Source organism: Streptomyces sp. NPDC001351 (assembly GCF_042896045.1).
GTDB lineage: Bacteria > Actinomycetota > Actinomycetes > Streptomycetales > Streptomycetaceae > Streptomyces.
Window position 1 is genome coordinate 438,926 of the sequence record NZ_JBIAWS010000001.1, and the last position, 24,657, is coordinate 463,582.

The 24,657-nt window shown below is 70.4% G+C and carries 25 protein-coding genes, 1 pseudogene and 2 riboswitches; of the genes and pseudogenes, 14 read left to right on the forward strand and 12 right to left on the reverse strand.

Going from position 1 to position 24,657, the window contains the following annotated elements; all coding sequences use genetic code 11:
- Nucleotides 1-92 precede the first annotated feature (92 nt).
- A riboswitch (cobalamin riboswitch) is annotated at nucleotides 93-167 on the reverse strand.
- Nucleotides 168-258: 91 nt separating this feature from the next.
- Complete coding sequence (locus ACFY1U_RS01980; protein WP_390692200.1) at nucleotides 259-918, forward strand: phosphotransferase; 660 nt, start codon at nucleotides 259-261, stop codon at nucleotides 916-918.
- A gap of 9 nt (nucleotides 919-927) precedes the next feature.
- Here the strand turns inward: ACFY1U_RS01980 and ACFY1U_RS01985 are convergent, their stop codons facing one another.
- The 3 genes and pseudogenes from ACFY1U_RS01985 to ACFY1U_RS01995 all read right to left on the reverse strand — a co-directional run bounded on the left by ACFY1U_RS01985 (nucleotide 928) and on the right by ACFY1U_RS01995 (nucleotide 2,853).
- On the reverse strand, nucleotides 928-1,272 hold the full coding sequence (locus ACFY1U_RS01985) for a RidA family protein (RefSeq protein WP_390692824.1): 345 nt from the start codon (nucleotides 1,270-1,272) through the stop codon (nucleotides 928-930).
- A gap of 63 nt (nucleotides 1,273-1,335) precedes the next feature.
- A pseudogene (locus ACFY1U_RS01990) lies at nucleotides 1,336-1,782 on the reverse strand (nuclear transport factor 2 family protein); the annotation flags it as partial.
- Nucleotides 1,783-1,824: 42 nt separating this feature from the next.
- The gene (locus tag ACFY1U_RS01995; RefSeq protein ID WP_390692201.1) at nucleotides 1,825-2,853 is read right to left on the reverse strand and encodes an MBL fold metallo-hydrolase; all 1,029 of its coding nucleotides are present in this window, start codon (nucleotides 2,851-2,853) and stop codon (nucleotides 1,825-1,827) included.
- A 203-nt stretch (nucleotides 2,854-3,056) separates the two neighbouring features.
- On the opposite strand from ACFY1U_RS01995, the gene ACFY1U_RS02000 reads away from it, so the two are divergent.
- The 3 genes from ACFY1U_RS02000 to ACFY1U_RS02010 all read left to right on the forward strand — a co-directional run bounded on the left by ACFY1U_RS02000 (nucleotide 3,057) and on the right by ACFY1U_RS02010 (nucleotide 5,933).
- Nucleotides 3,057-4,514 (forward strand): aldehyde dehydrogenase, encoded by a 1,458-nt coding sequence (locus tag ACFY1U_RS02000; protein WP_390692202.1) that lies wholly within the window; start codon nucleotides 3,057-3,059, stop codon nucleotides 4,512-4,514.
- Nucleotides 4,515-4,518: 4 nt separating this feature from the next.
- Nucleotides 4,519-4,758: a ferredoxin gene (locus ACFY1U_RS02005; protein WP_390692203.1), complete on the forward strand. Its 240-nt coding sequence runs from the start codon at nucleotides 4,519-4,521 to the stop codon at nucleotides 4,756-4,758.
- Nucleotides 4,759-4,825: 67 nt separating this feature from the next.
- Nucleotides 4,826-5,013: riboswitch (TPP riboswitch) on the forward strand.
- Between the two features lie 56 nt (nucleotides 5,014-5,069).
- Nucleotides 5,070-5,933: a tetratricopeptide repeat protein gene (locus ACFY1U_RS02010; RefSeq protein ID WP_390692204.1), complete on the forward strand. Its 864-nt coding sequence runs from the start codon at nucleotides 5,070-5,072 to the stop codon at nucleotides 5,931-5,933.
- Between the two features lie 39 nt (nucleotides 5,934-5,972).
- Here the strand turns inward: ACFY1U_RS02010 and ACFY1U_RS02015 are convergent, their stop codons facing one another.
- A complete protein-coding gene (locus ACFY1U_RS02015; protein WP_390692205.1) occupies nucleotides 5,973-6,623 on the reverse strand; it encodes a TetR family transcriptional regulator in 651 nt (216 codons plus the stop codon).
- A gap of 210 nt (nucleotides 6,624-6,833) precedes the next feature.
- Between ACFY1U_RS02015 and ACFY1U_RS02020 the strand changes: the two genes are divergently transcribed.
- From ACFY1U_RS02020 to ACFY1U_RS02030, 3 genes are read left to right on the forward strand one after another with little or no spacing between them, the layout of a single operon-like run.
- The gene (locus tag ACFY1U_RS02020) at nucleotides 6,834-8,249 is read left to right on the forward strand and encodes a glycosyltransferase family 4 protein (protein WP_390692206.1); all 1,416 of its coding nucleotides are present in this window, start codon (nucleotides 6,834-6,836) and stop codon (nucleotides 8,247-8,249) included.
- Nucleotides 8,243-8,977, forward strand: a complete 735-nt coding sequence (locus ACFY1U_RS02025) for a class I SAM-dependent methyltransferase (RefSeq protein ID WP_115908450.1) — start codon at nucleotides 8,243-8,245, stop codon at nucleotides 8,975-8,977. The genes ACFY1U_RS02020 and ACFY1U_RS02025 overlap by 7 nt, the downstream gene beginning before the upstream one ends.
- Nucleotides 8,974-10,056, forward strand: coding sequence for a prenyltransferase/squalene oxidase repeat-containing protein (locus ACFY1U_RS02030; protein WP_390692207.1), 1,083 nt, complete (start codon nucleotides 8,974-8,976; stop codon nucleotides 10,054-10,056). The genes ACFY1U_RS02025 and ACFY1U_RS02030 overlap by 4 nt, the downstream gene beginning before the upstream one ends.
- 10 nt (nucleotides 10,057-10,066) lie before the next feature.
- On the opposite strand, the gene ACFY1U_RS02035 is transcribed toward ACFY1U_RS02030, so the two are convergent.
- From ACFY1U_RS02035 to ACFY1U_RS02050, 4 genes are all read right to left on the reverse strand, one after another.
- On the reverse strand, nucleotides 10,067-10,354 hold the full coding sequence (locus ACFY1U_RS02035; protein ID WP_390692208.1) for a hypothetical protein: 288 nt from the start codon (nucleotides 10,352-10,354) through the stop codon (nucleotides 10,067-10,069).
- Nucleotides 10,355-10,409: 55 nt separating this feature from the next.
- Complete coding sequence (locus ACFY1U_RS02040) at nucleotides 10,410-11,420, reverse strand: LLM class F420-dependent oxidoreductase (RefSeq protein WP_390692209.1); 1,011 nt, start codon at nucleotides 11,418-11,420, stop codon at nucleotides 10,410-10,412.
- Between the two features lie 119 nt (nucleotides 11,421-11,539).
- A complete protein-coding gene (locus ACFY1U_RS02045; protein ID WP_390692210.1) occupies nucleotides 11,540-12,310 on the reverse strand; it encodes a DUF5336 domain-containing protein in 771 nt (256 codons plus the stop codon).
- Nucleotides 12,311-12,393: 83 nt separating this feature from the next.
- On the reverse strand, nucleotides 12,394-13,365 hold the full coding sequence (locus ACFY1U_RS02050) for an N-acetylmuramoyl-L-alanine amidase (protein WP_390692211.1): 972 nt from the start codon (nucleotides 13,363-13,365) through the stop codon (nucleotides 12,394-12,396).
- Nucleotides 13,366-13,502: 137 nt separating this feature from the next.
- Here ACFY1U_RS02050 and ACFY1U_RS02055 point away from each other — a divergent pair, with 137 nt between their 5' ends.
- A complete protein-coding gene (locus ACFY1U_RS02055) occupies nucleotides 13,503-13,778 on the forward strand; it encodes a type II toxin-antitoxin system Phd/YefM family antitoxin (RefSeq protein ID WP_123964784.1) in 276 nt (91 codons plus the stop codon).
- Entirely contained in the window at nucleotides 13,775-14,035 is a 261-nt protein-coding gene (locus ACFY1U_RS02060) for a Txe/YoeB family addiction module toxin (protein WP_390692212.1), read from the forward strand. Before ACFY1U_RS02055 ends, ACFY1U_RS02060 begins: the two co-directional genes overlap by 4 nt.
- Nucleotides 14,036-14,048: 13 nt before the next feature.
- On the opposite strand, the gene ACFY1U_RS02065 is transcribed toward ACFY1U_RS02060, so the two are convergent.
- Both ACFY1U_RS02065 and ACFY1U_RS02070 read right to left on the reverse strand, forming a co-directional pair.
- Nucleotides 14,049-14,699, reverse strand: a complete 651-nt coding sequence (locus tag ACFY1U_RS02065) for a class I SAM-dependent methyltransferase (protein WP_390692213.1) — start codon at nucleotides 14,697-14,699, stop codon at nucleotides 14,049-14,051.
- A gap of 192 nt (nucleotides 14,700-14,891) precedes the next feature.
- Nucleotides 14,892-16,625 (reverse strand): MFS transporter, encoded by a 1,734-nt coding sequence (locus ACFY1U_RS02070; RefSeq protein WP_390692214.1) that lies wholly within the window; start codon nucleotides 16,623-16,625, stop codon nucleotides 14,892-14,894.
- 191 nt (nucleotides 16,626-16,816) lie between these two features.
- On the opposite strand from ACFY1U_RS02070, the gene ACFY1U_RS02075 reads away from it, so the two are divergent.
- The 4 genes from ACFY1U_RS02075 to ACFY1U_RS02090 all read left to right on the forward strand — a co-directional run bounded on the left by ACFY1U_RS02075 (nucleotide 16,817) and on the right by ACFY1U_RS02090 (nucleotide 20,950).
- Nucleotides 16,817-18,031: a beta-ketoacyl synthase N-terminal-like domain-containing protein gene (locus tag ACFY1U_RS02075; RefSeq protein WP_390692825.1), complete on the forward strand. Its 1,215-nt coding sequence runs from the start codon at nucleotides 16,817-16,819 to the stop codon at nucleotides 18,029-18,031.
- A 64-nt stretch (nucleotides 18,032-18,095) separates the two neighbouring features.
- Complete coding sequence (locus ACFY1U_RS02080) at nucleotides 18,096-19,535, forward strand: MFS transporter (RefSeq protein WP_390692215.1); 1,440 nt, start codon at nucleotides 18,096-18,098, stop codon at nucleotides 19,533-19,535.
- 51 nt (nucleotides 19,536-19,586) lie between these two features.
- Nucleotides 19,587-20,129 carry a SigE family RNA polymerase sigma factor gene (locus ACFY1U_RS02085; RefSeq protein ID WP_390692216.1) on the forward strand — a complete coding sequence of 181 codons (543 nt, stop codon included), beginning with the start codon at nucleotides 19,587-19,589 and terminating at the stop codon, nucleotides 20,127-20,129.
- Nucleotides 20,129-20,950: a hypothetical protein gene (locus tag ACFY1U_RS02090; protein ID WP_390692217.1), complete on the forward strand. Its 822-nt coding sequence runs from the start codon at nucleotides 20,129-20,131 to the stop codon at nucleotides 20,948-20,950. The genes ACFY1U_RS02085 and ACFY1U_RS02090 overlap by 1 nt, the downstream gene beginning before the upstream one ends.
- A 4-nt stretch (nucleotides 20,951-20,954) precedes the next feature.
- On the opposite strand, the gene ACFY1U_RS02095 is transcribed toward ACFY1U_RS02090, so the two are convergent.
- Nucleotides 20,955-21,587: a response regulator gene (locus tag ACFY1U_RS02095; RefSeq protein ID WP_390692826.1), complete on the reverse strand. Its 633-nt coding sequence runs from the start codon at nucleotides 21,585-21,587 to the stop codon at nucleotides 20,955-20,957.
- Between the two features lie 261 nt (nucleotides 21,588-21,848).
- Between ACFY1U_RS02095 and ACFY1U_RS02100 the strand changes: the two genes are divergently transcribed.
- Nucleotides 21,849-23,396, forward strand: coding sequence for an alpha-L-arabinofuranosidase B (locus tag ACFY1U_RS02100; RefSeq protein WP_390692218.1), 1,548 nt, complete (start codon nucleotides 21,849-21,851; stop codon nucleotides 23,394-23,396).
- Here ACFY1U_RS02100 and ACFY1U_RS02105 read toward each other — a convergent pair.
- Nucleotides 23,374-24,654, reverse strand: coding sequence for a sensor histidine kinase (locus ACFY1U_RS02105; RefSeq protein WP_390692219.1), 1,281 nt, complete (start codon nucleotides 24,652-24,654; stop codon nucleotides 23,374-23,376). The two genes, ACFY1U_RS02100 and ACFY1U_RS02105, sit on opposite strands and share 23 nt — an antisense overlap.
- Nucleotides 24,655-24,657: the final 3 nt, after the last annotated feature.

A 24,657-nucleotide genomic window follows, 5' to 3' on the forward strand; every position in this document is an offset into this window, starting at 1 on the left:
CACGGGACGACCCCGGCGGCTCGGCTCCGTATGCCTCGACGGTGCCGCGCGCCGACGGGTGCCGACGCACGTGAGCCGGTCACAGGCGTGCGGGGCAGTCCGGCTGACCGCCCGGTCCGGGCGGCTTCACGGTTGCGGGTCAGCGCCGGAATTGCACCGGCTTCCCCCCGTACGGCGTGATGACGACCCGGCCACTGTACCGGCCCGTAGGAACACGCTGAGAGCCGCCTGTGAGGTGCGCGGCGCTATGTTCGGTGCATGACGACGGGGAGGCTGCTCGGCACGGGCCGGGACAACGACGTGTACGAGCTCGACGCGGGGTGGGTGCTGCGGCGCAACCGCGAGGGATGGGGCGACGCGATCGCCGAAGGGGCCGTGATGGAGCACGTACGCGCGCACGGATACCCCGTGCCCCGGGTACGGCTGTCCGACTCCACGCCCACCGAGCTGGTGATGGAGCGGCTGTCTGGGCCGACGATGCTCGAGGCGTGCCTGGCCGGTTCGCTCGGCGCCGAGGAGGCCGGCGCGACGCTCGCCGGCCTCCTGCGCCGACTGCACGCCGTCCCGGCCCGCAGTTCCGCCTCCGACCGCCGCGTGCTCCACCTCGATCTGCACCCGGACAATGTGATGCTGACGTCCGAGGGGCCGTACGTGATCGACTGGAGCAACACGGAGGAGGGTCACCCGGGCCTGGACTGGGGCATCTCCGCCGTGATCCTCGCGCAGGTCGCCGTCGGGGACGAACCGGTCGCCGACGTCGCCCGCGCCATGCTGACCGCCCTCCTCGCCGACCCCTCCCGGCTCACCGACGACGGCCTGGCGGAGGCCCGACGGCGGCGCGCGGCCAACCCGACGATGAGTCGACGGGAGGTCGAACTCCTCGGCGAGGCGGAGGAGTTGATCCGTACGATCGCGTAGGGCGGGCGCTCAGCCGACGACGGCCATCGCGTCCACCTCCACCAGCACCCCCTCGCGCACCGGCTGCACGACCACCGTCGTACGAGCGGGCAGGGGCGAGCCGTCCGCGAAGAACTCCCGGTAGACGCCGTTGAACTCGGCGAGGTGGGCGCGGTCGGCCAGATAGCAGGTGCAGCGTGTGATCGACCGCCGGTCGCCGCCTGCCGCCGCGACGACGGCCTCGACGTTGGCGAGCACCTGCCGTGCCTGCGCGCCGAAGTCCGCGGGCATCTCGCCGGTCGCCGGATCCAGCGGCCCCTGACCCGAGGTGAACAACAGCGGGCCGCTTCGGATCCCTTGGGACAGCGGCGGCATGCTGCCGTCGGCGAAGGGGACGAAGGGCGCGAGGTCGGTGCGGACGGGGTCGAGAGGGCCGCGGCCGACGTGCGGGGTCGGGCCACCGAAGGGGAGGTGCAGCGTGCGGGAGGCGAGCAGCCAACGGCCGTCGACGCGGCGGAAGGTGTCCTCGTAGTTGCCCACTTGGACGGGCGGTCCTGCCGGGACCATGCCGTCCGTCCAGCCTTCGATCCGGTACGTCGTGAAGTACGACGTGGCCTCGGCCGTGTCCGCCGACGTCACAGTGACACGGATGTTGGACATGATCCGCCGCTAGAGCTTGTCCGCGGGGCGTGCGCCGAAGTACTTCCGCAGCGCCTCACGCCCCACGGACCGTCGCCCGTCCCCCGGAGGCGGCCACTCCCACCAGCCGTCCTCCGTGAACAACTCGGCCACGGAGGCCGGTTCGCCGAGGTCCAGGCGGTGGACGAAGTCGAGGATCAGACGCTCGCAGGCACGTTCGGCGAGGAGTTGCTGCAAGGGGTCCATGGGACCGTTCGTACCAGCGGCAGATTACCGGGCGCGACCGCTTTACACCGCCACGTACGTCACGGGGTCGCTCCCCGCCACCGCCTCCGCCCGCCCCAGCTTCACCAGCCGCCGCAGATGCGCCTCGGCCTCCGAGACCGCGATGTTCCGCGAGCCGTAGGGGATCTGGGCCCAGGGCCGGTTCCACTCCATCCGCTCGGCGACCTGCCAGGGGGTGAGCGGTTCCACCAGGAGGGACCGGAGGCCGGTGAGCCGCTCCTCGTGATGGTCCAGCAACTCGCGTACGCGGGCCGGGGCGTCGGCGAACACGTGCTGGTGGGCGGGGAGCACCTCGGCGGGGGCGAGACGGCCGACGCGTTCGAGGGAGTCGAGGTAGTCGCCGAGGGGGTCGGTGACCGTGGTGTCGTCGGGGTCCTCGTACAGGCCGATGTGCGGGGTGATCTCGGGGAGCAGGTGATCGCCGGAGAACAGCCTCCCGTGGCCCGGCAGTCGGGCCGGATGCTGCTCCTCCAGGTGCAGGCAGACGTGGCCGGGGGTGTGCCCCGGCGTCCATATCGCGCGCAGCCGGCGGCCCGGGAGGTCGAGCAGCTCGCCGGGGACGATCTCCCGGTCGGGCAGGGCGGGGGAGAAGCCCGGCAGAGTGGTGCGGGGCGCCGCGTCGCGCAACGGCGCCACGTGCTCCTCGGGGGCGCCCGCGGCGACCAGCTTGGCGGTCATGTACGCGAACCAGCGGCCCGGCCTGGTGTCACGGGTGCGCCGCACGATCGCCGTGTCCGCGGCGTGCATGGCGATCCAGGCGCCGGACGCCTCGCGCACCCTGCCGGAGAGGCCGTGGTGGTCGGGATGGTGGTGGGTGATGACGACGCCGTGCACCTCGCCCACCGCCGTACCGCAGGCCGTCAGCCCCTCGACGAGCGTGTCCCAGGAGGCGGGGTCGTCCCAGCCCGTGTCGACCAGTACGGGCCCGCGGTCGGTGTCGACGGCGTAGACCAGCGTATGGCCGAGGGGATTGTCCGGGATGGGGACCTTGATCGACCGGACGCCTCCGCCGTGGTCGTACACCTGCGTCATGGGCTCCCCAATCGCCGCGAACCGGCCACGCTCGGCCCACTATAACTAGAACGCGTTTCGATGGGAGCCCAAGTCACCTGTCCACGCGGTCCTGTCCACGCGGTCAAGTCGTGTACGGCCCGTGGACTCCTCCGAGGGGAACTGGTATCAGTGCCGTATCTGATGAACCGTCAGAGACAGGCGCTCCGGGGAGGCAGTCGGCCATGACCGAGCTCGTGGAACACGGACAGCTGTTCATCGGCGGGGAGTTGACCGACCCCCTCGGCAAGGACGTCATCGAGGTGATCTCACCGCACACCGAGGAGGTCATCGGGCGGGTGCCGCACGCCTCGCGGGGGGACGTCGACCGGGCCGTCGCGGTCGCCCGCCGTGCCTTCGACGAGGGGCCCTGGCCGCGGATGACCCTCGGCGAACGGATCGAGGTCGTCACCCGCATCAAGGACGCGATCGCCGTACGGCACGAGGAGATCGCCCGCGTGATCTCCTCCGAGAACGGCTCCCCGTACTCCTGGAGCGTCCTCGCGCAGGCGCTCGGCGCGATGATGGTGTGGGACGCGGCGATCACCGTCGCCCGCGACTTCACATACGAGGAGCAGCGCGACGGCGTCCTCGGCAAGATCCTGGTGCGGCGCGAACCGGTCGGGGTCGTCGCGGCCGTGGTCCCCTGGAACGTCCCGCAGTTCGTGGCCGCCGCCAAGCTCGCGCCCGCGCTGCTCACCGGCTGCACGGTGGTGCTCAAGCCGTCGCCCGAGTCGCCGCTGGACGCGTACATCCTGGCCGACATCACACGCGAGGCCGGGCTGCCCGAGGGTGTGCTGTCGATCCTGCCCGCGGACCGCGAGGTCAGCGAGTACCTGGTCGGGCACCCCGGGATCGACAAGGTCGCCTTCACCGGATCGGTGGCGGCGGGCAGGCGCGTGATGGAGGTGGCCTCCCGCAACCTCACCCGCGTGACACTGGAGCTGGGCGGCAAGTCGGCGGCGGTCGTCCTGCCGGACGCGGACGTGGCGGCCACCGTCGCGGGCGTCGTCCCGGCGGCCTGGATGAACAACGGCCAGGCGTGCGTGGCCCAGACCCGCATCCTCCTGCCGCGCTCGCGCTACGAAGAGTTCGCCGAGGCCTTCGCGGCGGCGGCGAGCGCCCTGGTCGTCGGCGACCCGCTGGATGCGGCGACCCAGGTCGGCCCCCTCGTCGCCAGGCGCCAGCAGCAGCGCAACCTCGACTACATCCGCATCGGCCAGGAGGAGGGCGCCAAGATACTCACCGGCGGCGGCCGCCCGCCGGGCCTGGACCGCGGCTGGTACGTCGAGCCGACCCTCTTCGGCGACGTCGACAACTCGATGCGGATAGCCCGGGAGGAGATCTTCGGCCCGGTGATCTGCCTGCTTCCCTACGGCGACGAGTCCGAAGCCCTGAAGATCGCGAACGACTCCGACTACGGGCTGAGCGGCAGCGTGTGGACGGCGGACGTGGCGCACGGCATCGAGGTCGCACGCCGGGTCCGTACCGGCACGTACTCGGTGAACACCTTCAGCCTCGACATGCTCGGCCCCTTCGGCGGCTACAAGAACTCGGGCCTGGGGCGGGAGTTCGGCCCCGAGGGCTACGGCGAGTACCTCGAACACAAGATGATCCATCTCCCGGCCGGCTGGGAGGGCTGAGAGGATGGGGGCGGGAGACCGCTGGCACGTCGAGGTCGACCGCTCCATCTGCATCGGCTCGGCCCAGTGCGTCCACCGCGCGACCGGTGCCTTCCGTCTCGACTCGGCCATGCAGTCGCACCCCGTCGAGCCGGAGGCCGACGCCAACGAACGCATCCTGGAGGCGGCGGAGAACTGCCCGGTGGAGGCGATCGTGATCACGCTGCTGGAGAGCGGGGAGCCGGTGTTTCCGCCGGAGGAGTAGTGCCCGAAAAAGTACCCTTTCAGGTGGTTCATTCCCGGTCGGATGTTCTATTCTGGGAATTGGCCTACGGGACGAGTGAGGGAGTCCGAACCGGAGTAGCCGATTCTGGCGTGAAGCAGTCAGTCCGCTGGGACCGACGTCGACGGTCCGGGCTGAGAGGCCGGAGGGCCGTGGACCGCAAGGTCCGCGACCGGAAGGCGACCTCCACTACCTGACCCGGGTAATGCCGGCGAAGGGAACCCGTCTCGTAGGTCCTTTGTGTGCGCGCTACGCTCCAGCGGTTGCCGTAGGTGCGATCAGGGCGGGGAAGCGTGCGCAAGTCCGAGGCCAGAAAGCTGATCAAGCAGGCTCGTGAGGCGTGGGGGGCCGAGGAGTGGCTGCGCGCCGCCGGCCTCTACGAGCAGGTGCTCGCCCATTTCCCGGACGAGAAACCGAGCGCCAACTGGTGGTACAACACCGCGCTCGCCCACAAGTTCCTGCGGAACTGGGCGAAGGCGTATGAACTCGGACGCGAGGCCGCCGCGCGCTCCCCGCGCGGTGAGGGTGACCCGGCGTACTGGAACCTGGGCATCGCGGCGACCATCCAACGGGACTGGGCGACGGCCCGCGACGCCTGGGCCGGCTTCGGCATCGACCTCCCGGACGGCGACGGCGAGATCGTGGACGGCTTCGGCAACGCGTGTGTGCGGCTCGACACCGGCGGCAAACGCGAGGTCGTGTGGATCGAGCGGCTGTGCCCGACGCGCGGACGGGTGGTCAACGTACCCGTGACCGGAGGGCGGCGGTACGGCGAGATCGTCGTCCACGACGGCGAGCCGAAGGGGGAGCGGATCCTCGACGGAGTGACCTTCCCCGTCTTCGACGAGCTGCTCCTCTTCGAGGCCTCCGAGCTGCCCACCCTGGAGGTGACCGTGGCGGCCGGCGAGGCGGACGACCTGCGGGCCCTGCTCGACCTGTTCGGCGACCACGGCTACGGCGCCGAACCGGCCAGCAGCGTCCGCGTGCTCTGCGCCTGCTGCAGCGAGGGCACCCATCAGCAGGACCGGAGCCTGCCGGCAGGTGCGCAGACGGTGTCCCTCGCGGCTCCGGAGGCGGAGGCACGTCGGCTCCTGGCCGTGTGGGTGGACGGCGCGGCGATCGGGCGAAGCTGGAGCGGGCTGGCCGCGATCGGCTGAGACGGGGCTCCGGGGCGCGGCCGGCTTCCCCTGTCCTCCTCAGGACGGGTTCGCGGTCGCCGCCGGATCCGTCAGGTCGATCAGCCGGCACACCGTCTCGATGTCGATCTTGACCTGGGCGATGGAGGCGCGGCCGGAGAGCCAGGTGATCAGGGCCGAGTGCCAGGTGTGCTCGATGACACGGACCGCGGACAGCTGCTCGGGGGTCGGGTTCTCCTGGCCCATCGCGTCCAGGATGATCACGGTGGTCTGGCGGGAGACCTGGTCCACCTCGGGCGAGACACTCCGGTCGGCGAAGGTCAGCGCACGCACCATCGCGTCCGCCAGATGCGGCTCGCGCTGCAGCGCGCGGAAGGCCCGCATCAGGGTCTCGGCGACCCGCTCGGCCGCCGTCTCCCCCTGCGGCGGCTTCTTCCGCAGCGTGCCGTGCATGTGCTCCAGCTGGTCCTGCATGGTGGCGACCAGCAGATGGATCTTGGACGGGAAGTAGCGGTAGAGGGTGCCCAGGGCCACCTGCGAGGACTCGGCGACCTCACGCATCTGCACCGCGTCGAAACCACCCCGGCTGGCCAGCTGCGCGCTCGCGTGCAGGATGCGCCGACGGCGCGCCTCCTGCCGCTCCGTGAGGGGCGGGGAGGCCGGCTGCGAGGTACGTGCTTCCACCTTGGCCACCTTCGCTTGCGCAGGCATGGATCCCGTTCCGTGACAGTCGGTGAGGGCTGGTGATCGCACCGAGTTTGGCAGGGCCCGTGCCGTGGCGCGAATCACCTGATCCACTGCTCACCGCGCCCCTACCTGCCGGTAGATTCAGAGCCTCCTGGACGATCAAGTCTGAAACTTGTTCTAGATTAGCGTCCCGGCGTAATCTCGCGGGACAGTGCAGGCAGAAGGGGGCCCAGAGTGACCGCTGAGGCCAGTCAGGCGGGTCCCCAGGAGGACCTCGCCGCCGACGGCGAGCGACCGCTCCACATCGCGCTCCTCACCTATAAAGGGAACCCGTTCTGCGGCGGACAGGGCGTCTACGTCCGCCACCTCTCCCGCGAGCTGGCCCGCCTCGGCCACCGCGTCGAGGTCATCGGCTCCCAGCCCTACCCCGTGCTCGACGAGGGCGCGGACCACGCCGGCCGCCTGAGCCTGACCGAACTGCCGAGCCTCGACCTCTACCGCTCGCCGGACCCCTTCCGCACCCCGGGGCGCGACGAGTACCGCGACTGGATCGACGCGCTGGAGGTCGCGACCATGTGGACCGGTGGCTTCCCGGAGCCGCTGACGTTCTCCCTGCGCGCCCGCCGCCATCTCCGCGCCCGCCGCGGCGAGTTCGACGTCGTGCACGACAACCAGACGCTCGGATACGGCTTGTTGGGCGATGTGGGCGCCCCCCTGGTGACCACCATCCACCACCCCATCACCGTCGACCGGCAGCTGGAGCTGGACGCCGCCGAGAACTGGCAGCAGCGCTGGGGCAAGCGGCGCTGGTACGCCTTCACCCGCATGCAGAAGCGCGTCGCCCGCCGCCTGCCCTCGGTCCTCACCGTCTCCGGCACCTCGCGCGCCGAGATCATCGACCACCTCGGCGTGCGGGACGACCGTATCCACGTGGTCCACATCGGCGCCGACACCGACCTCTTCTCGCCCGACCCGTCCGTCCCCGTCGTCCCGGGCCGGATCGTGACGACGTCCAGCGCGGACGTCCCGCTCAAGGGCCTCGTCTTCCTCGTCGAGGCACTCGCGAAGGTCCGCACCGAGCACCCGGACGCCCACCTCGTCGTCGTCGGCAAGCGGCCCACGGAGGGCCCCGTCGCCCAGGCCATGGAGCGCTACGGCCTCGAAGGCGCCGTCGAGTTCGTGAAGGGCATCTCGGACGCCGAACTGGTCGACCTGGTCCGCTCGGCGGAGGTCGCCTGCGTGCCGTCCCTGTACGAGGGCTTCTCCCTCCCGGCGGCCGAGGCGATGGCCACGGGCACACCCCTGGTCGCGACGACCGGCGGCGCGATCCCCGAGGTCGCCGGGCGGGACGGGGAGACGTGTCTCGCGGTGCCGCCGGGCGACCCGGGCGCCCTGGCCGCAGGCCTCAGCCGCCTGCTGGGCGACCCGGAGCTGCGGCTACGGCTCGGCCGCGCCGGCCGTGAGCGGGTGCTGCGGCACTTCACCTGGGCCCGCGCCGCCGAGGGAACGGTCGCCAGATACCGCGAGGCCATCACCGGCTCCCCGGCCCGGGAACCCAGCGCGGCCGAACAGCCGAAGGCCGTCGTACAGACCGTAGAAGCCGTAGAAGAAATAGCCGCCCCCCACCCCGAAAGTAGGGCCACGTGCTGACCGTCGACTTCTCCCGGTTCCCGCTCGCCCCGGGCGACCGCGTCCTGGACCTCGGCTGCGGGGCCGGCCGGCACGCGTTCGAGTGCTACCGGCGCGGCGCCCAGGTCGTGGCGCTCGACCAGAACGGCGAGGAGATCCGCGAGGTCGCGAAGTGGTTCGCCGCGATGAAGGAGGCGGGCGAGGCCCCGGCGGGCGCCACCGCCACGGCCATGGAGGGCGACGCCCTGGCGCTGCCCTTCCCCGACGAGTCCTTCGACGTCGTCATCATCTCCGAGGTCATGGAGCACATCCCCGACGACAAGGGCGTGCTCGCCGAGATGGTCCGGGTGCTCAAGCCCGGCGGCCGCATCGCCATCACCGTCCCGCGCTACGGCCCCGAGAAGGTCTGCTGGGCACTGTCCGACGCGTACCACGAGGTCGAGGGCGGCCACATCCGCATCTACAAGGCGGACGAGCTGCTGGCCAAGATCCGCGAGGCGGGCCTCAAGCCCTACGGCACGCACCACGCCCACGCACTCCACTCGCCGTACTGGTGGCTGAAGTGCGCGTTCGGCGTCGACAACGACAAGGCGCTGCCGGTGAAGGCGTACCACAAGCTGCTGGTCTGGGACATCATGAAGAAGCCCCTGGCCACCAGGGTCGCCGAACAGGCACTCAACCCCCTGATCGGCAAGAGCTTCGTGGCCTACGCGACCAAGCCCCACCTGCCCTCGGTGGACGCCCGGTGACCACTCCCCGGACAGAACACCTCGTCCTGCCCGGGGTCCTCACCGCCGAGCAGGCTGCCGCGACCGTCCGCGGCATCCTCGCCGTACAGCGGGAGGACGGCGCGATCCCGTGGTTCCGGGGTCACCACCTGGACCCCTGGGACCACACCGAGGCCGCCATGGCCCTGGACGCGGCGGGCGAGCACGAGGCCGCCGAGCGCGCGTACGCATGGCTGGCCCGGCACCAGAACGCAGACGGCTCCTGGTACGCGGCCTACGCCGACGGGGACGCCGAGGACATCGCCGACCACGGCCGGGAGACGAACTTCGTCGCGTACATCGCGGTGGGCGTCTGGCACCACTACCTGTCCACGGGCGACGACACCTTCCTGGACCGCATGTGGCCGGCCGTGTACGCGGCCATCGAGTACGTGTTGCGGCTCCAGCAGCCCGGGGGCCAGATCGGCTGGAAGGGCGAGGAGGACGGCAGCTTCACCACCGACGCCCTGCTGACGGGCTCCTCCTCCATCCACCACGCCCTGCGCTGCGCGCTCGCCGTCGCCGAACAGCGCGAAGAGCCGCAGCCGGACTGGGAGCTCGCGGTCGGCGCACTCCGCCATGCGATCCGTCGCCACCCGGAGCGGTTCCTCGACAAGGACCGCTACTCGATGGACTGGTACTACCCGGTGCTGGGCGGCGCGCTGACGGGTGCGGAGGCCAAGTCCCGCATGGAGGAGGGCTGGGACCGCTTCGTCGTCCCCGGCCTCGGGGTGCGCTGCGTCGTCCCCAACCCATGGGTCACCGGCGGGGAATCGGCCGAACTCGCCCTCACCCTGTGGGCGATGGGCGAGTCCGACCGCGCGCTGGACATCCTCCAGTCGATCCAGCACCTGCGCGACCCGGAGACCGGCCTGTACTGGACGGGCTACGTCTTCGAGGACAAGGCGATCTGGCCACGCGAGCTGACCACCTGGACGGCAGGCTCACTGCTGCTGGCGGTCGCCGCCCTCGGCGGCCACGAGGCGACCTGCACGGTGTTCGGCGGGGAACAGCTGCCGAGGGGGCTGGATCCGGACTGCTGCGGTTCGGTGGCGCCCTGAATCGGCGCGCTCAGTGCCGGGTCATCCGTCCGGCGATCGCGTGGCCGACGAACAGGTAGACCACCGCTGCCAGGCCGTAACCTGCGATCACGCGGGCCCAGGCCTTGTCGAAGGTGAACAGGTCACGCGACCAGCCGGCCAGCCAGTTGGCCGCGTTGTGGACGAACTGCACCAGCTCGTTGGCACGGTTGGCGTCCAACAGGTACATCAGGATCCACAGGCCCAGGATGAGGGCCATGATGTCGGCGACGATCGCTATGACCGCGCCGGCCCGATTGCCGCTGCTATATCGAGACATACTTTTCGGATTGCCGCCGAATCCTGTATGAAACCCGGACCGGTTTGCCCGACGGCTACGAGTTGAGTTCCGCCAGCACCCGCAGGGACTCCCGGTCCGGGGAAAGGGCCAGCAGATCCGTCACAGGCCCCTTGCGCCACAACTCCAGGCGCTCGGCGATCCGTTCGCGCGGCCCCACGAGGGAGATCTCGTCGGCGAAGGCGTCCGGTACGGCGAGCACGGCCTCCTCGCGCCGCCCTGACAGGAACAGCTCCTGGATCCGGCGGGCCTCTTCCTCGTACCCCATGCGCCCCATGAGATCGGCGTGGAAGTTGCGCGCCGCGTGCCCCATTCCGCCGATGTAGAAGCCGAGCATGGTCTTCACGGGCAGCAGGCCTTCGCGTACGTCGTCGCAGACCCGGACCTGTGTCATCGGGGCGACGAGGAAACCCTCGGGGGCATCGGCGAGCAAGGCCTCGTAGACCTCGGGACGGGTCGGCGACCAGTACAGGGGGAGCCAGCCGTCGGCGATACGGGTCGTCTGCGCGACGTTCTTCGGCCCTTCGGCCCCGAGGAGGATGGGGAGGTCGGGACGCAAGGGGTGCGTGATGGGCTTGAGGGCCTTGCCGAGCCCTGTCCCGTCCTCGCCTCGATAGGGGTGGGAGTGGAAGCGCCCGTCGAGAGCGACGGGCCCCTCCCGCCTGAGCACCTGCCGTACGACATCCACGTACTCCCTGGTCGCCGTCAGCGGCGACTTCGGGAACGGCCGCCCGTACCACCCCTCCACCACCTGCGGCCCCGACAGCCCCAGCCCCAGCATCATGCGGCCGCCGGAGAGGTGGTCGAGGGTGAGGGCGTGCATGGCGGTGGTGGTGGGCGAGCGGGCGGCCATCTGGGCAACGGCCGTGCCGAGCTTGATCGTTGAGGTCTGGGCCGCGATCCAGGTCAGCGGGGTGAAGACGTCGGATCCCCACGACTCGGCGGTCCACACGGAGTCGTATCCGAGCCGTTCGGCCTCCTGCGCGAGGGGCACGTGGTCGGGGGAGGGGCCGCGGCCCCAGTAGCCGAGGGCGAGACCGAGTCGCATGGCGCCTCCATCAGATATCTGACGGTCAATCAGCTTCAGGGCTGGGAGCTGCGACTGTACGACAACGGCCCCCCGCCCGGAAGGGCGAGGGGCCGCTGGCTGCTTGTGGTCGGCGGGTGTCAGCCGCGCTGGATGCCGGAGGTGTCCTGCAGTACACCGCGGCGGCCGTCCTGCGTCTGGGCGACCAGAGCCGGACCGCGCTGCTCGACGGCCAGGTACCAGGTGCCGGGCGCCAGTTCGGCGATCGGGGTGGGCGAACCGTCCTCCGCGAACAGCGGCCGCGGCACCGGAACGGCGAACCAGAACGGCGAGAAGTCCCCGGCCGGCGGCTGCGGAGCCTGCGGCTGGGCACCCCCGTAGGGCTGCCCGGCCTGCGGCTGCCCGCCGTAGGGCTGCTGCTGTCCGGCGCCCGGGTAGCCGTAACCGCCGGGGGGCTGGGCGCCGTAGGGCTGGGGGGCGGCGGGCTTGGGGGCAGGGATGAGGGCGGCCTGGAGGGCGGGAACCAAGGGGGTGGCGATGGCGGCGCCGGCCATGACCAGGGCGGCGATGAAGCCGAGGATGAGGCCGGCGCCGGCGCTGAGGCCACCCTTGACGCCGACGAGGGTCCAGAACAGGGCCCAGGCCGTCAGGACGGAGAACGCAGCCCCCACCTGACCCAGCTCCAGGCCCGCGACCTTGCGCGGCTGGGGCAGGGCGCGATTGACGACGATCAAGGCAGCACCGATGATCCCACCCACGTAGAGGCCGAGGGCGTCGCCGAGGTACTCCCAGGCGTTCGGGGCGTTGGTGTAGCCATCAGCGGTATAGAAGCTGAGGAACGACGCGATGAAGAGCAACACCGCTGCTCCGATCACCACGCCGTCGCCTCGTGTGAGGGAGCGGATATTCACTTCAGGTCCTTCGTAAGTCGTCTCGTCGTCGGTAGACACTATCGTCCGTCCGAGCAAGGCGTCCGCCGGGATCAGCCCGCTGATCACGAACCGTGCAGGAAACTCACGATTCCATCAGAAATCCCTTGCGCGGCCTTCTGTCGCCACGCACCGCTGGTGAGCAGTGCCGCGTCCTTGCTATCGCGCATGTTCCCGCATTCGATGAACACCTTGGGAACCGTTGACAGATTGAGACCGCCCAGGTCCTTACGCGTGACGAGGCCGGTGCCGTCGCCGATGTAGTTGGAGGGCGGTTCACCCGTGACGCGGACGAAGTTGCCCGCGATGCGCTCGCCGAGGTCGGCGGAGGAGGTGACGATGGGGCGGGTGTCGGCGGCGCCCGCGTGGACGGAGCCGGGAAGGATGACGTGGAAGCCGCGGTTGCCGGCCGCGGAGCCGTCCGCGTGGATGGAGATCGCGGCGTCGGCGTGGGCCTGGTTGCCGATCTGCGCCCGCTGGTCCACGCAGGGGCCCCAGGCGGGGGAGTTGCCGTCGTGGGTCAGCTTCACCGTGGCGCCCAGCTTCTCCAGCAAGGTCTTCAGGCGATGGGACACGTCCAGGGTGAACTGGGCTTCCGTGTAGCCCGCGTTGGTGGACGTACCCGTCGTGTCGCACTCCTTCTTGTTCGTGCCGATGTCCACCTTGCGGGCGATCTCGGTGGCGTGCTGGAAGTTGCCGGGGTTGTGGCCCGGGTCGATGACGACGACCTTGCCCTTGAGAGGGCCGGAGGCAGCGGGCGCCGACGAGGTGGGGGAGGCGAGGGTGGGCGCCGGGCTGCTCGGGTTCTTGTCGTCGCCGGTGGGGGAGGAGGCGGGCGCGCCGGACGTCGCCGCAGCGGACGTCCGTACGGTCGCCTGGGCCGCCCCGCCGCCGTCACCCCCGCTTCCGCCCACGGCTTCGTACACCACCCACCCGAGCAACGCACCCGGCACGAGCGCGGCGACCGCCACGGTCAGGGGGCTGCGCCGGGGGCGGCGGGGCTGGGGAGGATCGAAGTCCGGGCCTACGTACGACACGGCTGCCACCCTACGGGGCGTCAGGCCGATCCGCAGGGTGCCTGGAGTCTTGTGCCCACTCTCTGCGGTACAGGAATGCCGTACCAGTGCGGTACCGTTCTTCCGTACGGTTCTCTACCAGGAGGAGAGTGCGACACATGTCGATAAGCGCTACGGAAGCCAGAAGGACCCTGTTTCCGCTCATCGAGCGTGTCAACACCGATCACACCCCTGTGAGGATCAGCTCGAAGAGCGGCGATGTCGTGTTGATGTCCGCCGACGACTACGACGCGTGGCAGGAGACCGTCTATCTGCTGCGCTCCCCTGCCAACGCCCGGCGCCTCATGGAGGCCGTCGCGCGTGACAAGGCAGGTGAGGCGGGCATCGCGAAGTCGATGGATGAGCTCCGAGACCTGGCCGGAGGCGAGGCGTGAGGGGTGTTTCCTTTGACCCGGACGGGCGGGAGGACTTCCTGTACTGGCTTGCCGCCGACCGCAAAACCGCCCGGAGGATCACGCGGTTGATCGGCGAGATCCAGCGCACGCCGTTCGATGGGATCGGCAAGCCGGAGCCGCTGAAAGGTGAGCTGTCCGGCTACTGGTCTCGGCGGATCGACGACGAACACCGTCTCGTGTACCGAGCAGACGACAAAGAAGTCAAGATCCTCAAAGCCCGCTATCACTACAGCTGAGACTGGCAGCCGGTCACGCCCCCGCACCGGTTCGCCGCAACACGCGCAGCGAGCCCGTCACCGCGACCTCCGTGAACGCGCCGGACTCCAGTGCCCGCAGGTAGACGCGGTACGGCGCCTGGCCGGTGAACTCGTCCTTCGGGTCCGGGAAGACGTCGTGTATGAGGAGCAGGCCGCCTTCGGCCACATGGGGGGCCCAGCCCTCGTAGTCGGCGGTGGCGTGCTCGTCGGTGTGGCCGCCGTCGATGAAGACCAGGCCGAGGGGGGTCCGCCAGAACTTCGCGATCTGCGGCGAACGGCCGACCAGCGCCACCACGTGCTCCTCCAGCCCCGCCCGGTACAGGGTGCGGCGGAAGGTCGGCAGCGTGTCCATCAGGCCGATCTCCGGGTCGACCGTCTCCGGGTCGTGGTAGTCCCACCCCGGCTGCTGCTCCTCGCTGCCGCGGTGGTGGTCGAGGGTCAGCGCGGTGACCCCGCTCTCGCGGGCGGCATCGGCGAGCAGGATCGCGGAGCGTCCGCAGTACGTGCCGACCTCCAGCAGGGGCAGCCCGAGGCCGCCCGCCTCGACGGCGGCCGCGTAGAGCGCCAGTCCCTCATCGACGGGCATGAACCCCTTCGCCGCTTCGAACGCGGCCAGGATCTCCGGCTTGGGTGCCGCGGCCATGGGGTTCCTTTCGGTCGTACGCGCGTCTCGGCACACATGCTGCCGTACCCCCCGTCAGCTATATGACAGGGGGTACGGCAGCGCTCTTAAGGGGCGCGGGGCTGTATCGATATGCGGCTCCGCCGCGTGGGCGCGACAAGCCACAACGAACCCGCAGACGCCAGACGGCCCAGCGTGGCACCCCACTGGGCGCTAAGCAGTCACAGTCTCACCGGGCAACGACAGATCCAGGTCCACCGCCGCCTCCCCGGTGTGCGTAGCCGACGACGCAAGCGGCCCATGCCCCGCCGCTCGCGCGGCCAGCACATACGCCCCCTCGGCCGGCACCGCCAGCACATAGCTCCCGTCCTCGTCGGAGACGGCAGCTCCGGCCTGCCGGCCCCGCCGGTCGATCAGCGTGACCTTCGCCCGGGCCACCGGAGAGCCGTCGGCACCGAGCACACGCCCCCGGAACCCCCGCAGCACTTCCTCCGCGAGCTCCACGACGGCGTCGTCCTCCTCGCTGCTCGCAAGCAGCTGCGGCGCCCGGTTCGGCTTCGGAAGGAACAGGGCCATCAGCAGACCGAGGGCGACCGCGCCGGTCGCGATCAGGAAGGAGACACGGAAGCCGTGCATGGTCGGGATCTCGACGCCGCCGACGTTGTTCGCGGTGTTGGCCAGCACCATGCCGATGACGGCGCTCGACACGGACGTACCGATGGAGCGCATCAGGGTGTTGAGGCCGTTCGCCGCGCCCGTCTCCGAGGCCGGGACCGCGCCCACGATCAGCGCGGGGAGCGAGGAGTACGCGAGGCCGATGCCCGCGCCGAGCAGCACCGCGATGACCAGGCTCTGCCACGGCGCGCTCATCAGGCCGAGCCCGGCGCCGTAGCCGATCGCGATGATCAGCAGGCCGAGGATCAGGGTGACCTTGGGGCCGTACTTCGCGGACAGGCGGGCGTAGACCGGCGCCGTGAACATCATCGTCAGGCCCAGCGGGGCCACCAGCAGGCCCGCGACGACCATCGACTGGCCGAGGCCGTAGCCGGTCGCCTTCGGGAGCTGGAGCAGCTGGGGAAGGACGAGGGAGACGACGTAGAAGGAGACACCGACCATGATCGAGGCCAGGTTGGTGAAGAGGACGGCCGGGCGGGCCGTCGTCCGCAGGTCCACCAGCGGGGCCTTCATACGGAGTTCGAGAACGCCCCACAGGACGAGTACGACGGCCGACGCGCCGAAGAGGCCGAGCGTGGTGCCGGAGGTCCAGCCCCAGTCGCTGCCCTTGGTGATGGGGAGAAGGAAGAGGACCAGGCCGGCGGAGAGGCCGAGTGCGCCGAGCAGGTCGAAGGAGCCCTCGGCGCGCATCGGGGACTCCGGTACGACCAGGAGGGTGAGAAGGATCGAGAGGGCGCCGAGGCCTGCGGCGCCGTAGAAGAGGGCGTGCCAGTCGGCGTGCTGGGCGACCAGGGCCGCGAGCGGCAGGGCGAGGCCGCCGCCGACGCCTATGGAGGAGCTCATCAGGGCCATCGCCGAGCCGAGCTTCTCGCGGGGCAGCATGTCGCGCATCAGGCCGATGCCGAGCGGGATGGCGCCCATCGCGAAGCCCTGCAGCGTCCGGCCGGCGATCATCGTGAGCAGCTGGCTGGTGAGGGCGCTGATCAGGGCGCCGACCACCATCACGGCGAGGCTGAGGATCAGCATGCGCCGCTTGCCGTAGAGGTCGCCGAGGCGGCCCATGATCGGCGTGGCGACGGCTCCCGAGAGAAGTGTCGAGGTCAGGACCCAGGTGGCGTTGCTGGGTGCGGTGCCCAGCAGCTGCGGCAGGTCCTTGATGACCGGGACGAGCAGAGTCTGCATCACCGCGACAACGATGCCCGCGAAGGCGAGCACCGGGACCACGGCCCCGCTCGCCCGCCGGGCGGGCTGTTCGGTCGTCGTGTGCGTCATGGGGTGGGGCCTCCAGGCCGTACGAGATGGAGAGCTGTGCGAGATAAGTGGTGGGTAAACCTCGTATGCACAGGCAACTATTCCGTTGCTTCGGGTCTCTAATGAATTCTTGACCCGGTCATGGGAATCTGATCAGCCGTCAGGTCTGGCGAGTTGGTGAAACGTGTTCTAGTCTCGCGCGCCATGAAGGCATACCGTGTAAGGCGTACCGCGCCATGAAGGCTTATGTCGTCGGGGTCGGGATGACCCGGTTCGAGAAGCCCGAGACCCGTGACTGGCAGTACTGGGACATGGTGCGGGAGGCCGGCGGTGCCGCCCTGGCCGATGCGGGGATCTCGTACGGCGATGTGGAACAGGTTCCTGTCGGGTACTGCTTCCAGCCCTCCACCGCCGGGCAGCGCGCCGCGTATGAGCTGGGTCTCACCGGCGTGCCCGTCTACAACGTCAACAACAACTGCGCGACCGGCTCGACCGCCCTGATGCTCGCCCGGCAGCTCGTCGAGGGCGGGGCGGCCGACTGCGTACTGGCGCTGGGCTTCGAGAAGATGAAGAAGGGCGCGCTGGGCGGAGGCGCCGACGGAGGGGACTTCTCCACGTCTCCGGTCGCCCGGCACTACGGCATCATGGCCGCCCGCCACGGCTTCGAGATGACCCCGCCCACCGCCCAGATCTTCGGCGACGCGGCCCGTGAGCACATGGAGCGCTACGGCACGACCGAGGCGCAGCTCGCCGCCGTGGCCGCCAAGAACCACCGGCACTCGGCGCACAATCCCAACGCGCAGTTCCGGGACGTGTACGAGGTGGACGCCATCCTCGCCGCGCGCACGGTCCACCGGCCGCTGACCAAGCTGCAGTGCTCGCCGACCTCCGACGGCGCGGCGGCGGCGGTCGTCGTCTCCGAGCGGTTCGTGGAGCGGCGAGAGCTGGGTGCGAAGGCCGTCGAGATCGTCGCGCAGGCGATGACGACCGACACGGAGGAGTCCTTCGCGTCGGGATCGTGCATCGACGTCGTCGGTCAGCCGATGTCGCGGGCGGCGGCACGGCAGGTCTACGAGCGGGCCGGGCTCGGGATCGGCGATGTGGACGTCGTAGAGCTGCACGACTGTTTCTCCGTCAACGAGCTGCTGACGTACGAGGCGCTCGGGATGTGCGGGGAGGGGGAGTCCGGGAAGCTCGTCGAGTCGGGGGCGACCACGTACGGCGGGCGGTGGGTGGTGAATCCGTCCGGCGGGCTGATCTCCAAGGGGCATCCGCTGGGGGCGACCGGGATCGCCCAGGTGGCCGAGCTGGTGTGGCAGCTGAGGGACGAGGCGGGGGCGCGACAGGTGCCGGGGGCGCAGGTCGGCCTCGCGCACAACATCGGGCTGGGCGGGGCGGCGGTGGTGACGCTCCTACGGGCGGTGTAGGTCCTGCGGAGGAGGACCCCGTGCGGCGAAATCCCGATGCAAGGACCGTAACGCGGTTGAGAGCATGACAGACATGCTGGAAGCCGCTGACCTAACCCGGACCCCGTCCCGCCGTACCGTGCCTCCCACCTGGCTGGTCGTGGCGCTCGCCTGCGCCGGGCAGTTCCTGGTGGTGCTCGATGTGTCGGTCGTCAATGTGGCGCTGCCGTCGATGCGGGCCGACCTGGGGCTGAGCCCGCAGGGGCTGCAGTGGGTGGTGAACGCGTACGCGATCGCCTTCGCCGGGTTCATGCTGCTCGGCGGACGGGCCGGTGACCTGTACGGACGCAAGCGGATGTTCCTGATCGGGCTCGCCCTGTTCACGGCGGCCTCGCTGGGCGGCGGGCTGGCGCAGGAGGGCGGTCAGCTGCTGGTCGCGCGGGCCGTGCAGGGGCTGGGGGCCGCGGTGCTCGCGCCCTCCACGCTGACCATTCTCACCTCGGCCGTTCCGGAAGGGGCCGCGCGGGCGCGGGCGATAGCGACCTGGACCGCGGTGGGCGCCGGTGGCGGAGCGGCCGGCGGGCTGGTCGGCGGGGCGCTGGTGGACGGGCTGTCGTGGCGGTGGGTGCTGCTGATCAACGTGCCGATCGGGGCGCTGGTGCTGGCCGGCTCGCTGCGCTGGCTGGCGGAGAGCCGCAACGGGGACGGGCGGCGGCTCGATCTGCCGGGTGCGCTGCTGGTGACGGCGGGGCTGGGGACACTGGCGTACGGGATCTCGCAGACGGAGGCTGAGGGGTGGGCCGCGGCGGCCACGATCGTGCCGCTGGCCGCCGGGCTTGCGCTGATCGCGCTGTTCCTGGTCGTGGAGGCGCGTACGGCGGCGCCGCTGATGCCGCTCGGACTGTTCCGGGTGCGGGCCGTGTCGTCGGCGAACGCCGCGATGTTCGTGAACGGGTCCGCGATGTTCTGCATGTGGTTCTTCATGACGCTGTACGCGCAGAACGTGCTCGGCTACACGCCCTTCGAGGCCGGGCTGGCGCTGGTGCCCAGTTCCCTGGCGGTGCTGCTCGGGTCCAAGTCGGCGCCCCGTTTCCTGCCGGTGCTCGGCGCGCGGAACGTGGCCGTGCTCGGGACCGTCCTGGCGGCGGCGGGCTTCGCCTGGCAGTCGATGATGACGCCCGAGGGCAACTATCTGACGGAGATCATGTTCCCGGGGATCCTGATGATGCTGGGGGCGGGCCTCACGGCGACCCCGCTCGCCGCGCTCGCCACGTCCGGGGCGGCTCCGGGGGAGGCGGGGCTGGTGTCGGGGCTGGTCAACACCTCGCGCACGATGGGCGGTTCGCTGGGGCTCGCGGTGATGTCGACGATCGCGGCGACCCGCACGGCGGGCAGCGGCGCTCCGGGGGCGCTCACGGAGGGGTACGCGCTGGTGTTCCGGACGGGCACCGGGGTGCTGCTCGCGGGGGCGGTGCTGATGCTGGCGTGGCTGCCGCGGAGAATTTCGACGAGTTCCGCGGGGTGAGGCAACGATCCGGGCTGCCCATGGACTCCTTCAGACATCTAGGAGGTGCCCATGGGGGATCGCAAGGAAGCTCGGGACAAGGAGTTCCAGAGCTTTGTCACCGGCCGCTGGCCGCGGCTGCTGCGCACGGCATTTCTCCTCACGGGGGAACAGCACGCCGCTGAGGACCTGGTCCAGTCGACGCTCGAGCAGGTCTACGTGGCCTGGCGCCGCGTCGGCTCGGCGGACGACCCGGAGGCGTATGTACGGCGTGTGATGATCAACGCGCATGCGCGCAAACACCGCAGAAAACTGCGGGAGTTCCTGGCGCCGAAGGACGACTCGGGGCTGGTGCGCGAGATCGCCGACACGGGTGACCGCATCGCGCAGGCCGACGACCGGGGCGTCCTGCTGAAGGCGCTCGCCCAACTGCCGGTGCGGCAGCGGGAGGCGGTGGTCCTGAGGTACTGGGAGGACCTCACCGAGACCCAGACGGCGGAGGCGATGGGCTGCAGCGTCGGCGCGGTGAAGAGCAACGCGGCCAAGGGGATCGCGAAACTCCGCGCCATACCGGGACTGGCGGACATGGTGACAAGTGGGGGAGGGCGTAAGTGATGAGCGCGGACCGGGAGACGAACCACGAGATGACGAACACCGACATCGCCCTGCTGCTCGCCGAGGCCGCGGACGGGGTCGAGATCGGTATAGCCCCCACCCAGGCGGTGATCCGCGGTGGCCGGCGGCGCAGGGCGCGGCGCTGGGCGGTGGCGGCGGGTGCGGCGCTGGCGATCGTCGGGACGACGGGGACGGTGGCGCTTGCGGGTCTGCCGGGTGACGGGGACGGGCACCGGGGGGCGCAGGTGGCCACGCACCCGCCGACGACGCTGCCGGATTCGTTCCAGGCCGAGCCGCACAACACCACGCTGGCGAGCGGGTTTGAGGACGGCAAGGAGTGGGATGTCTCCGTCGACGTGTGGGACGCGCCGCGCAATGTGGCTGAGGCGCAGGCCCAGTTGACGGCCATGACCGAGTCCGGGGAATACCCCGGGGAGATCCGCGAGGCCTCCGACCTGATCGGCAAGAGCGCCTTCTTCGTGTCCAAGACCTACGATGGCAAGCCCTCGTTGCTGATCCACCAGATGCTGTCCAAGGGGGACAGGCAGAGGGGCACGGACCTGGTTTCCGGGGCGGGCGGGCTGAAGTCCAGTTCCGAGTCCGCGCGCCTCGTGGTCGGCCGGATCGCCAAGACAGCCCAGCAGGTCACCTGCACCTGGAAGGACGGCACGAGCACGGTCCTGCACAGGGACCCGGCGCACACCTACGTGAACAACGGCCTCATGCAGGCCATCCGGCCCGCCGAGGGCTCCCCGGACAGCTGGTTCGTATGCCTGGCGCCGAAGGGAACCAGCTATGACACGGCGGCGGTGACGGGGTAAGAAATCACAACCACCCCTGCTGGCGGGCCTCCCGCATCGCCTCCATGCGGTTGCGGGTGCCCGTCTTGCCGATGGCGGACGAGAGGTAGTTGCGGACCGTCGACTCGGACAGGTGCAGCTTGGCGGCGATGTCGGCGACCGTCGCACCGTCCACGGACGCCTTGAGGACGTCGCACTCGCGGGCGGTGAGCGGGCTCGGCCCGGCGCTGAGCGCTGCGGCGGCGAGCGCGGGGTCGATCACGGTCTCGCCGGTCAGCACCCGGCGGATCGCGGCGGCCAACTCCTCCACGGGACCGTCCTTCACGAGGAAACCGGCCGCTCCGGCCTCCATCGCGCGGCGCAGATAGCCGGGCCGCCCGAAGGTGGTGAGGATCAGCACCCGGCAGTCGGGGACCTGCTCGCGCAGCTCGGCCGCCGCGTCCAGGCCGCTCATGCCCGGCAGTTCGATGTCCAGCAGCGCCACGTCGGGCCGGTGGGCCAGCGCGGCGTCCACGATCGCGTCGCCCGCCGCGACCTGGGCGACGACCTCCAGGTCCTCCTCCAGACCGAGCAGCAGGGCGAGCGCGCCCCGCATCATTCCCTGGTCCTCGGCGAGCAGGACCCGCACGTTCTTCGACGGCCGGTGATCCCGGGGCATCTCGTTCACGGTCCAAGACTAGGGCGCGGACGGGGCCGCGGCCCGATTAAAGGCTCGTCTAAAGACTTGTCATTGTTCCGTTCCGCGAGTCTTGACGGCCTACCGCTTCGGCCCAACAATCGCGTCTGCATTGGGAGTTCGCCTTTGCAATTCCTGTGCCTGTATCCCCACCCGCAATTGTTCGGCATTTCGATCGTTGGAATAGGTTCGGAATTTCGGTCGAACGACGTTCGGTATGTCGGACATGAAGGAGGCTCCACCTTGTTCTCCAGGTTCGCCAGACTCCGAACCACGGCCCTGGCCGCGCTGTCCGCACTCGTCACCGTCCTCGCGCTCGCCGTCGGCGTGCCGCAGGCGCAGGCGGCGGGCTCGCTGCCCTGCGACATCTACGCCGCCGCGGGCACTCCCTGCGTCGCCGCGCACAGCCTCGTCCGGGCGCTCTACTCGTCGTACAACGGCTCGCTCTACCAGGTGCAGCGGGCCTCGGACGGCGCCACCGCGAACATCGGGCTGCTGGCCGCCGGCGGTTATGCCAACGCGGCCGCCCAGGACTCCTTCTGTTCCGGCACCACCTGCATCATCACCAAGATCTACGACCAGTCCGCACGCCACAACGACCTGACGGTCGAGGGGGCGGGCGGGGCCGGCGCGGCCGATGTCGGCGCACCCGCCGACGCCCTGCCGGTGACCGTCGGCGGGCACCAGGTCTACGGCCTGGAGATCTCGGCCGGCATGGGCTACCGGGACAACGCCACCTCCGGGGTGGCCGTCAACGGGCAGGCCGAGGGGATGTACATGGTGACCTCCGGCACCCATGTCAACGGCAGGTGCTGCTTCGACTACGGCAACGCCGAGACGAACAACAAGGACACCGGCAACGGCCACATGGACGCCATCAACTTCGGCACTGAGTGCTGGTTCTCCCCGTGCTACGGCGGCGGCCCCTGGGTACAGGCCGACCTGGAGAACGGCCTCTTCCAGTCGGACTCCGGCTACAGCAAGAACACCTCGAACACCGGCACCGGGCCGATACCCTTCGTGACGGCTTTGCTGAAGAACAACGGGCAGAACCATTTCGCGCTGAAGTACGGCAATGCGCAATCCGGCAGCCTCACCACCACCTATTCCGGCGGTGAACCCACCACCAGCGGCTACTCGCCCATGCATCAGGAGGGCGCGATCGTCCTCGGCACCGGCGGCGACAACAGCAACGGCTCCATCGGGTCCTTCTTCGAGGGCGTCATGACCTCCGGCATCCCCACGGACGCCGCCGACGACGCGGTGCAGTCGAACATCGTCTCCGTCGGCTACGGCGGCGCGACCGGCTCCACCGGTTCGCTGACCCCGGGTTCGGAGATCTCACTGCGGGCGACGACCTCGTGCTGCACGGGCGACTACATCCGCCACCAGAACGACGCGGCGGTCATCTCCCCGATCACCTCGAGCAGTTCGGCGCTCGACAAGAACGACGCCACCTGGATCGTCCGCCGGGGCCTGGCGAGCAGCTCCTGCGTCTCCTTCGAGTCGCGCAACTACCCGGGTGACTTCCTGCGCCACTACAACTACCAGCTGCTGCGCCAACCCATGGACGGCAGCGCGCAGTTCAGATCCGACGCCACCTTCTGCCCGACGACCGGCAAGAGCGGCACCGGGACCTCGTTCGCCTCGTACAACTACCCGGCCAAGTTCCTCCGCCACTACGACTTCAACGTCTACATAGCGAGCAACGGCGGCTCCAACACCTGGGACAGCTCCACGTCCTGGGCGGACGACGTGAGCTGGGTCGTCAGCTCGCCGTGGGCGCCCTAGCCGCCACCGGTTCGGACACGTCGTCGGCCTCCACGGGGAGTTCGGCGGTGACCGTGAAACCGCCTCGCGGCGACGGGCCGGCCCGCAAGGAGCCGCCGGCCGCCGCGAGGCGTTCCGTCAGACCCTTCAGACCGGTGCCGCCGATGCCCGGCAAGGACGGGGAGGGGGCCGCGGAAGGCACGCCCTCCCCGTTGTCCGCGACCGTGAGGCTCACGCGTTCGGGGCTGCTGAGCACGGTGATCTCGCAGCGCGTGGCGCCGGCGTGCCGCACGACGTTGGTGACCGCCTCCCGCACCACCCAGCCCAGCAGGGCCTCGGTCTGCGGGGCGAGGGGCGCGCCGGTGCGGCGGACCACCGGTTCGACGGCCGCCGCCGTCAGGACCGAGCGGGCCCGGTCCAGTTCGGTGGCGAGGCTGCCCTCGCGGTAGCCGGTCACGGCCTCGCGGATCTCGGTCAGCGCCTGCCGGCCGACGGACTCGATGTCGCCGATCTGGGCGAGCGCGGCCTCCAGGTTCCCCGGGGCCAGCCGCCGGGCCGCCTCCGACTTCACCACGATGACCGACAGGGTGTGCCCGAGCAGGTCGTGCAGATCGCGGGAGAAGCGCAGACGTTCCTTCTCGACCGCCTGGTGCGCCAGCTTCTCGCGGGCCGCCTGCAACTCCCGTACCGCCTCGGACAGGGAGAGGATCGCGGCGGTGACCATCGTCGACAGGAAGGTGCCGTAGGCGATGGTCACGGCGTCCGACCCGTCGCGGTACACGGAGACGGCACCGGCGAACGCGGCGAGCGAAATCCCCGTCCGGCCCAGCCACGGCCCGCGCAGGACCGCGCCCGTGGCGAGGCCGAGCAGCGGGAAGAACATCAGCCAGTTGCCGCCGTAGCCGAGGGCCAGAGCGGTGGTCAGCACGGCCATCAGCAGGAGTGCGACCCGGGTGGACCGCTCCTCGCGCTTGCGCCGATCGAAGCAGCGGAACGTCACGTAGATGTACAGGGAGTTGAAGGCGAGCAGGCCGAGGCCGCCGATCCACGGGTTGGCGTCCTTGCCCTGGATGACGTTGGAGAACGCGCCCATGCCCATCAGCAGCCAGGGCAGCAGCCCGAAGCCGGTCGGCGGCGGGCCCAGGTGCTGCTCGAGCCGCTTCCCGGTCCTGCGCGCCTCCTTCTGCGCGGCCTTGAACTCCCCCATGTCGGCCTTCCAGCGCGCTCGCGCCGCCCGCCACTGGTCCACCTGACAGGCGAACCCTTGTATCCAGGACATGTC

Bases quoted from the DNA above. Each gene is read 5' to 3' on its own strand.
- ACFY1U_RS01980 (WP_390692200.1), top strand. From the start codon at position 259: ATGACGACGGGGAGGCTGCTCGGCACGGGCCGGGACAACGACGTGTAC.
- ACFY1U_RS01985 (WP_390692824.1), bottom strand. From the start codon at position 1,272: ATGCCGCCGCTGTCCCAAGGGATCCGAAGCGGCCCGCTGTTGTTCACC.
- ACFY1U_RS01995 (WP_390692201.1), bottom strand. From the start codon at position 2,853: ATGACGCAGGTGTACGACCACGGCGGAGGCGTCCGGTCGATCAAGGTC.
- ACFY1U_RS02000 (WP_390692202.1), top strand. From the start codon at position 3,057: ATGACCGAGCTCGTGGAACACGGACAGCTGTTCATCGGCGGGGAGTTG.
- ACFY1U_RS02005 (WP_390692203.1), top strand. From the start codon at position 4,519: ATGGGGGCGGGAGACCGCTGGCACGTCGAGGTCGACCGCTCCATCTGC.
- ACFY1U_RS02015 (WP_390692205.1), bottom strand. From the start codon at position 6,623: ATGCCTGCGCAAGCGAAGGTGGCCAAGGTGGAAGCACGTACCTCGCAG.
- ACFY1U_RS02035 (WP_390692208.1), bottom strand. From the start codon at position 10,354: ATGTCTCGATATAGCAGCGGCAATCGGGCCGGCGCGGTCATAGCGATC.
- ACFY1U_RS02040 (WP_390692209.1), bottom strand. From the start codon at position 11,420: ATGCGACTCGGTCTCGCCCTCGGCTACTGGGGCCGCGGCCCCTCCCCC.
- ACFY1U_RS02055 (WP_123964784.1), top strand. From the start codon at position 13,503: ATGTCGATAAGCGCTACGGAAGCCAGAAGGACCCTGTTTCCGCTCATC.
- ACFY1U_RS02065 (WP_390692213.1), bottom strand. From the start codon at position 14,699: ATGGCCGCGGCACCCAAGCCGGAGATCCTGGCCGCGTTCGAAGCGGCG.
- ACFY1U_RS02070 (WP_390692214.1), bottom strand. From the start codon at position 16,625: ATGACGCACACGACGACCGAACAGCCCGCCCGGCGGGCGAGCGGGGCC.
- ACFY1U_RS02080 (WP_390692215.1), top strand. From the start codon at position 18,096: ATGACAGACATGCTGGAAGCCGCTGACCTAACCCGGACCCCGTCCCGC.
- ACFY1U_RS02085 (WP_390692216.1), top strand. From the start codon at position 19,587: ATGGGGGATCGCAAGGAAGCTCGGGACAAGGAGTTCCAGAGCTTTGTC.
- ACFY1U_RS02090 (WP_390692217.1), top strand. From the start codon at position 20,129: ATGAGCGCGGACCGGGAGACGAACCACGAGATGACGAACACCGACATC.
- ACFY1U_RS02095 (WP_390692826.1), bottom strand. From the start codon at position 21,587: ATGCCCCGGGATCACCGGCCGTCGAAGAACGTGCGGGTCCTGCTCGCC.
- ACFY1U_RS02105 (WP_390692219.1), bottom strand. From the start codon at position 24,654: ATGTCCTGGATACAAGGGTTCGCCTGTCAGGTGGACCAGTGGCGGGCG.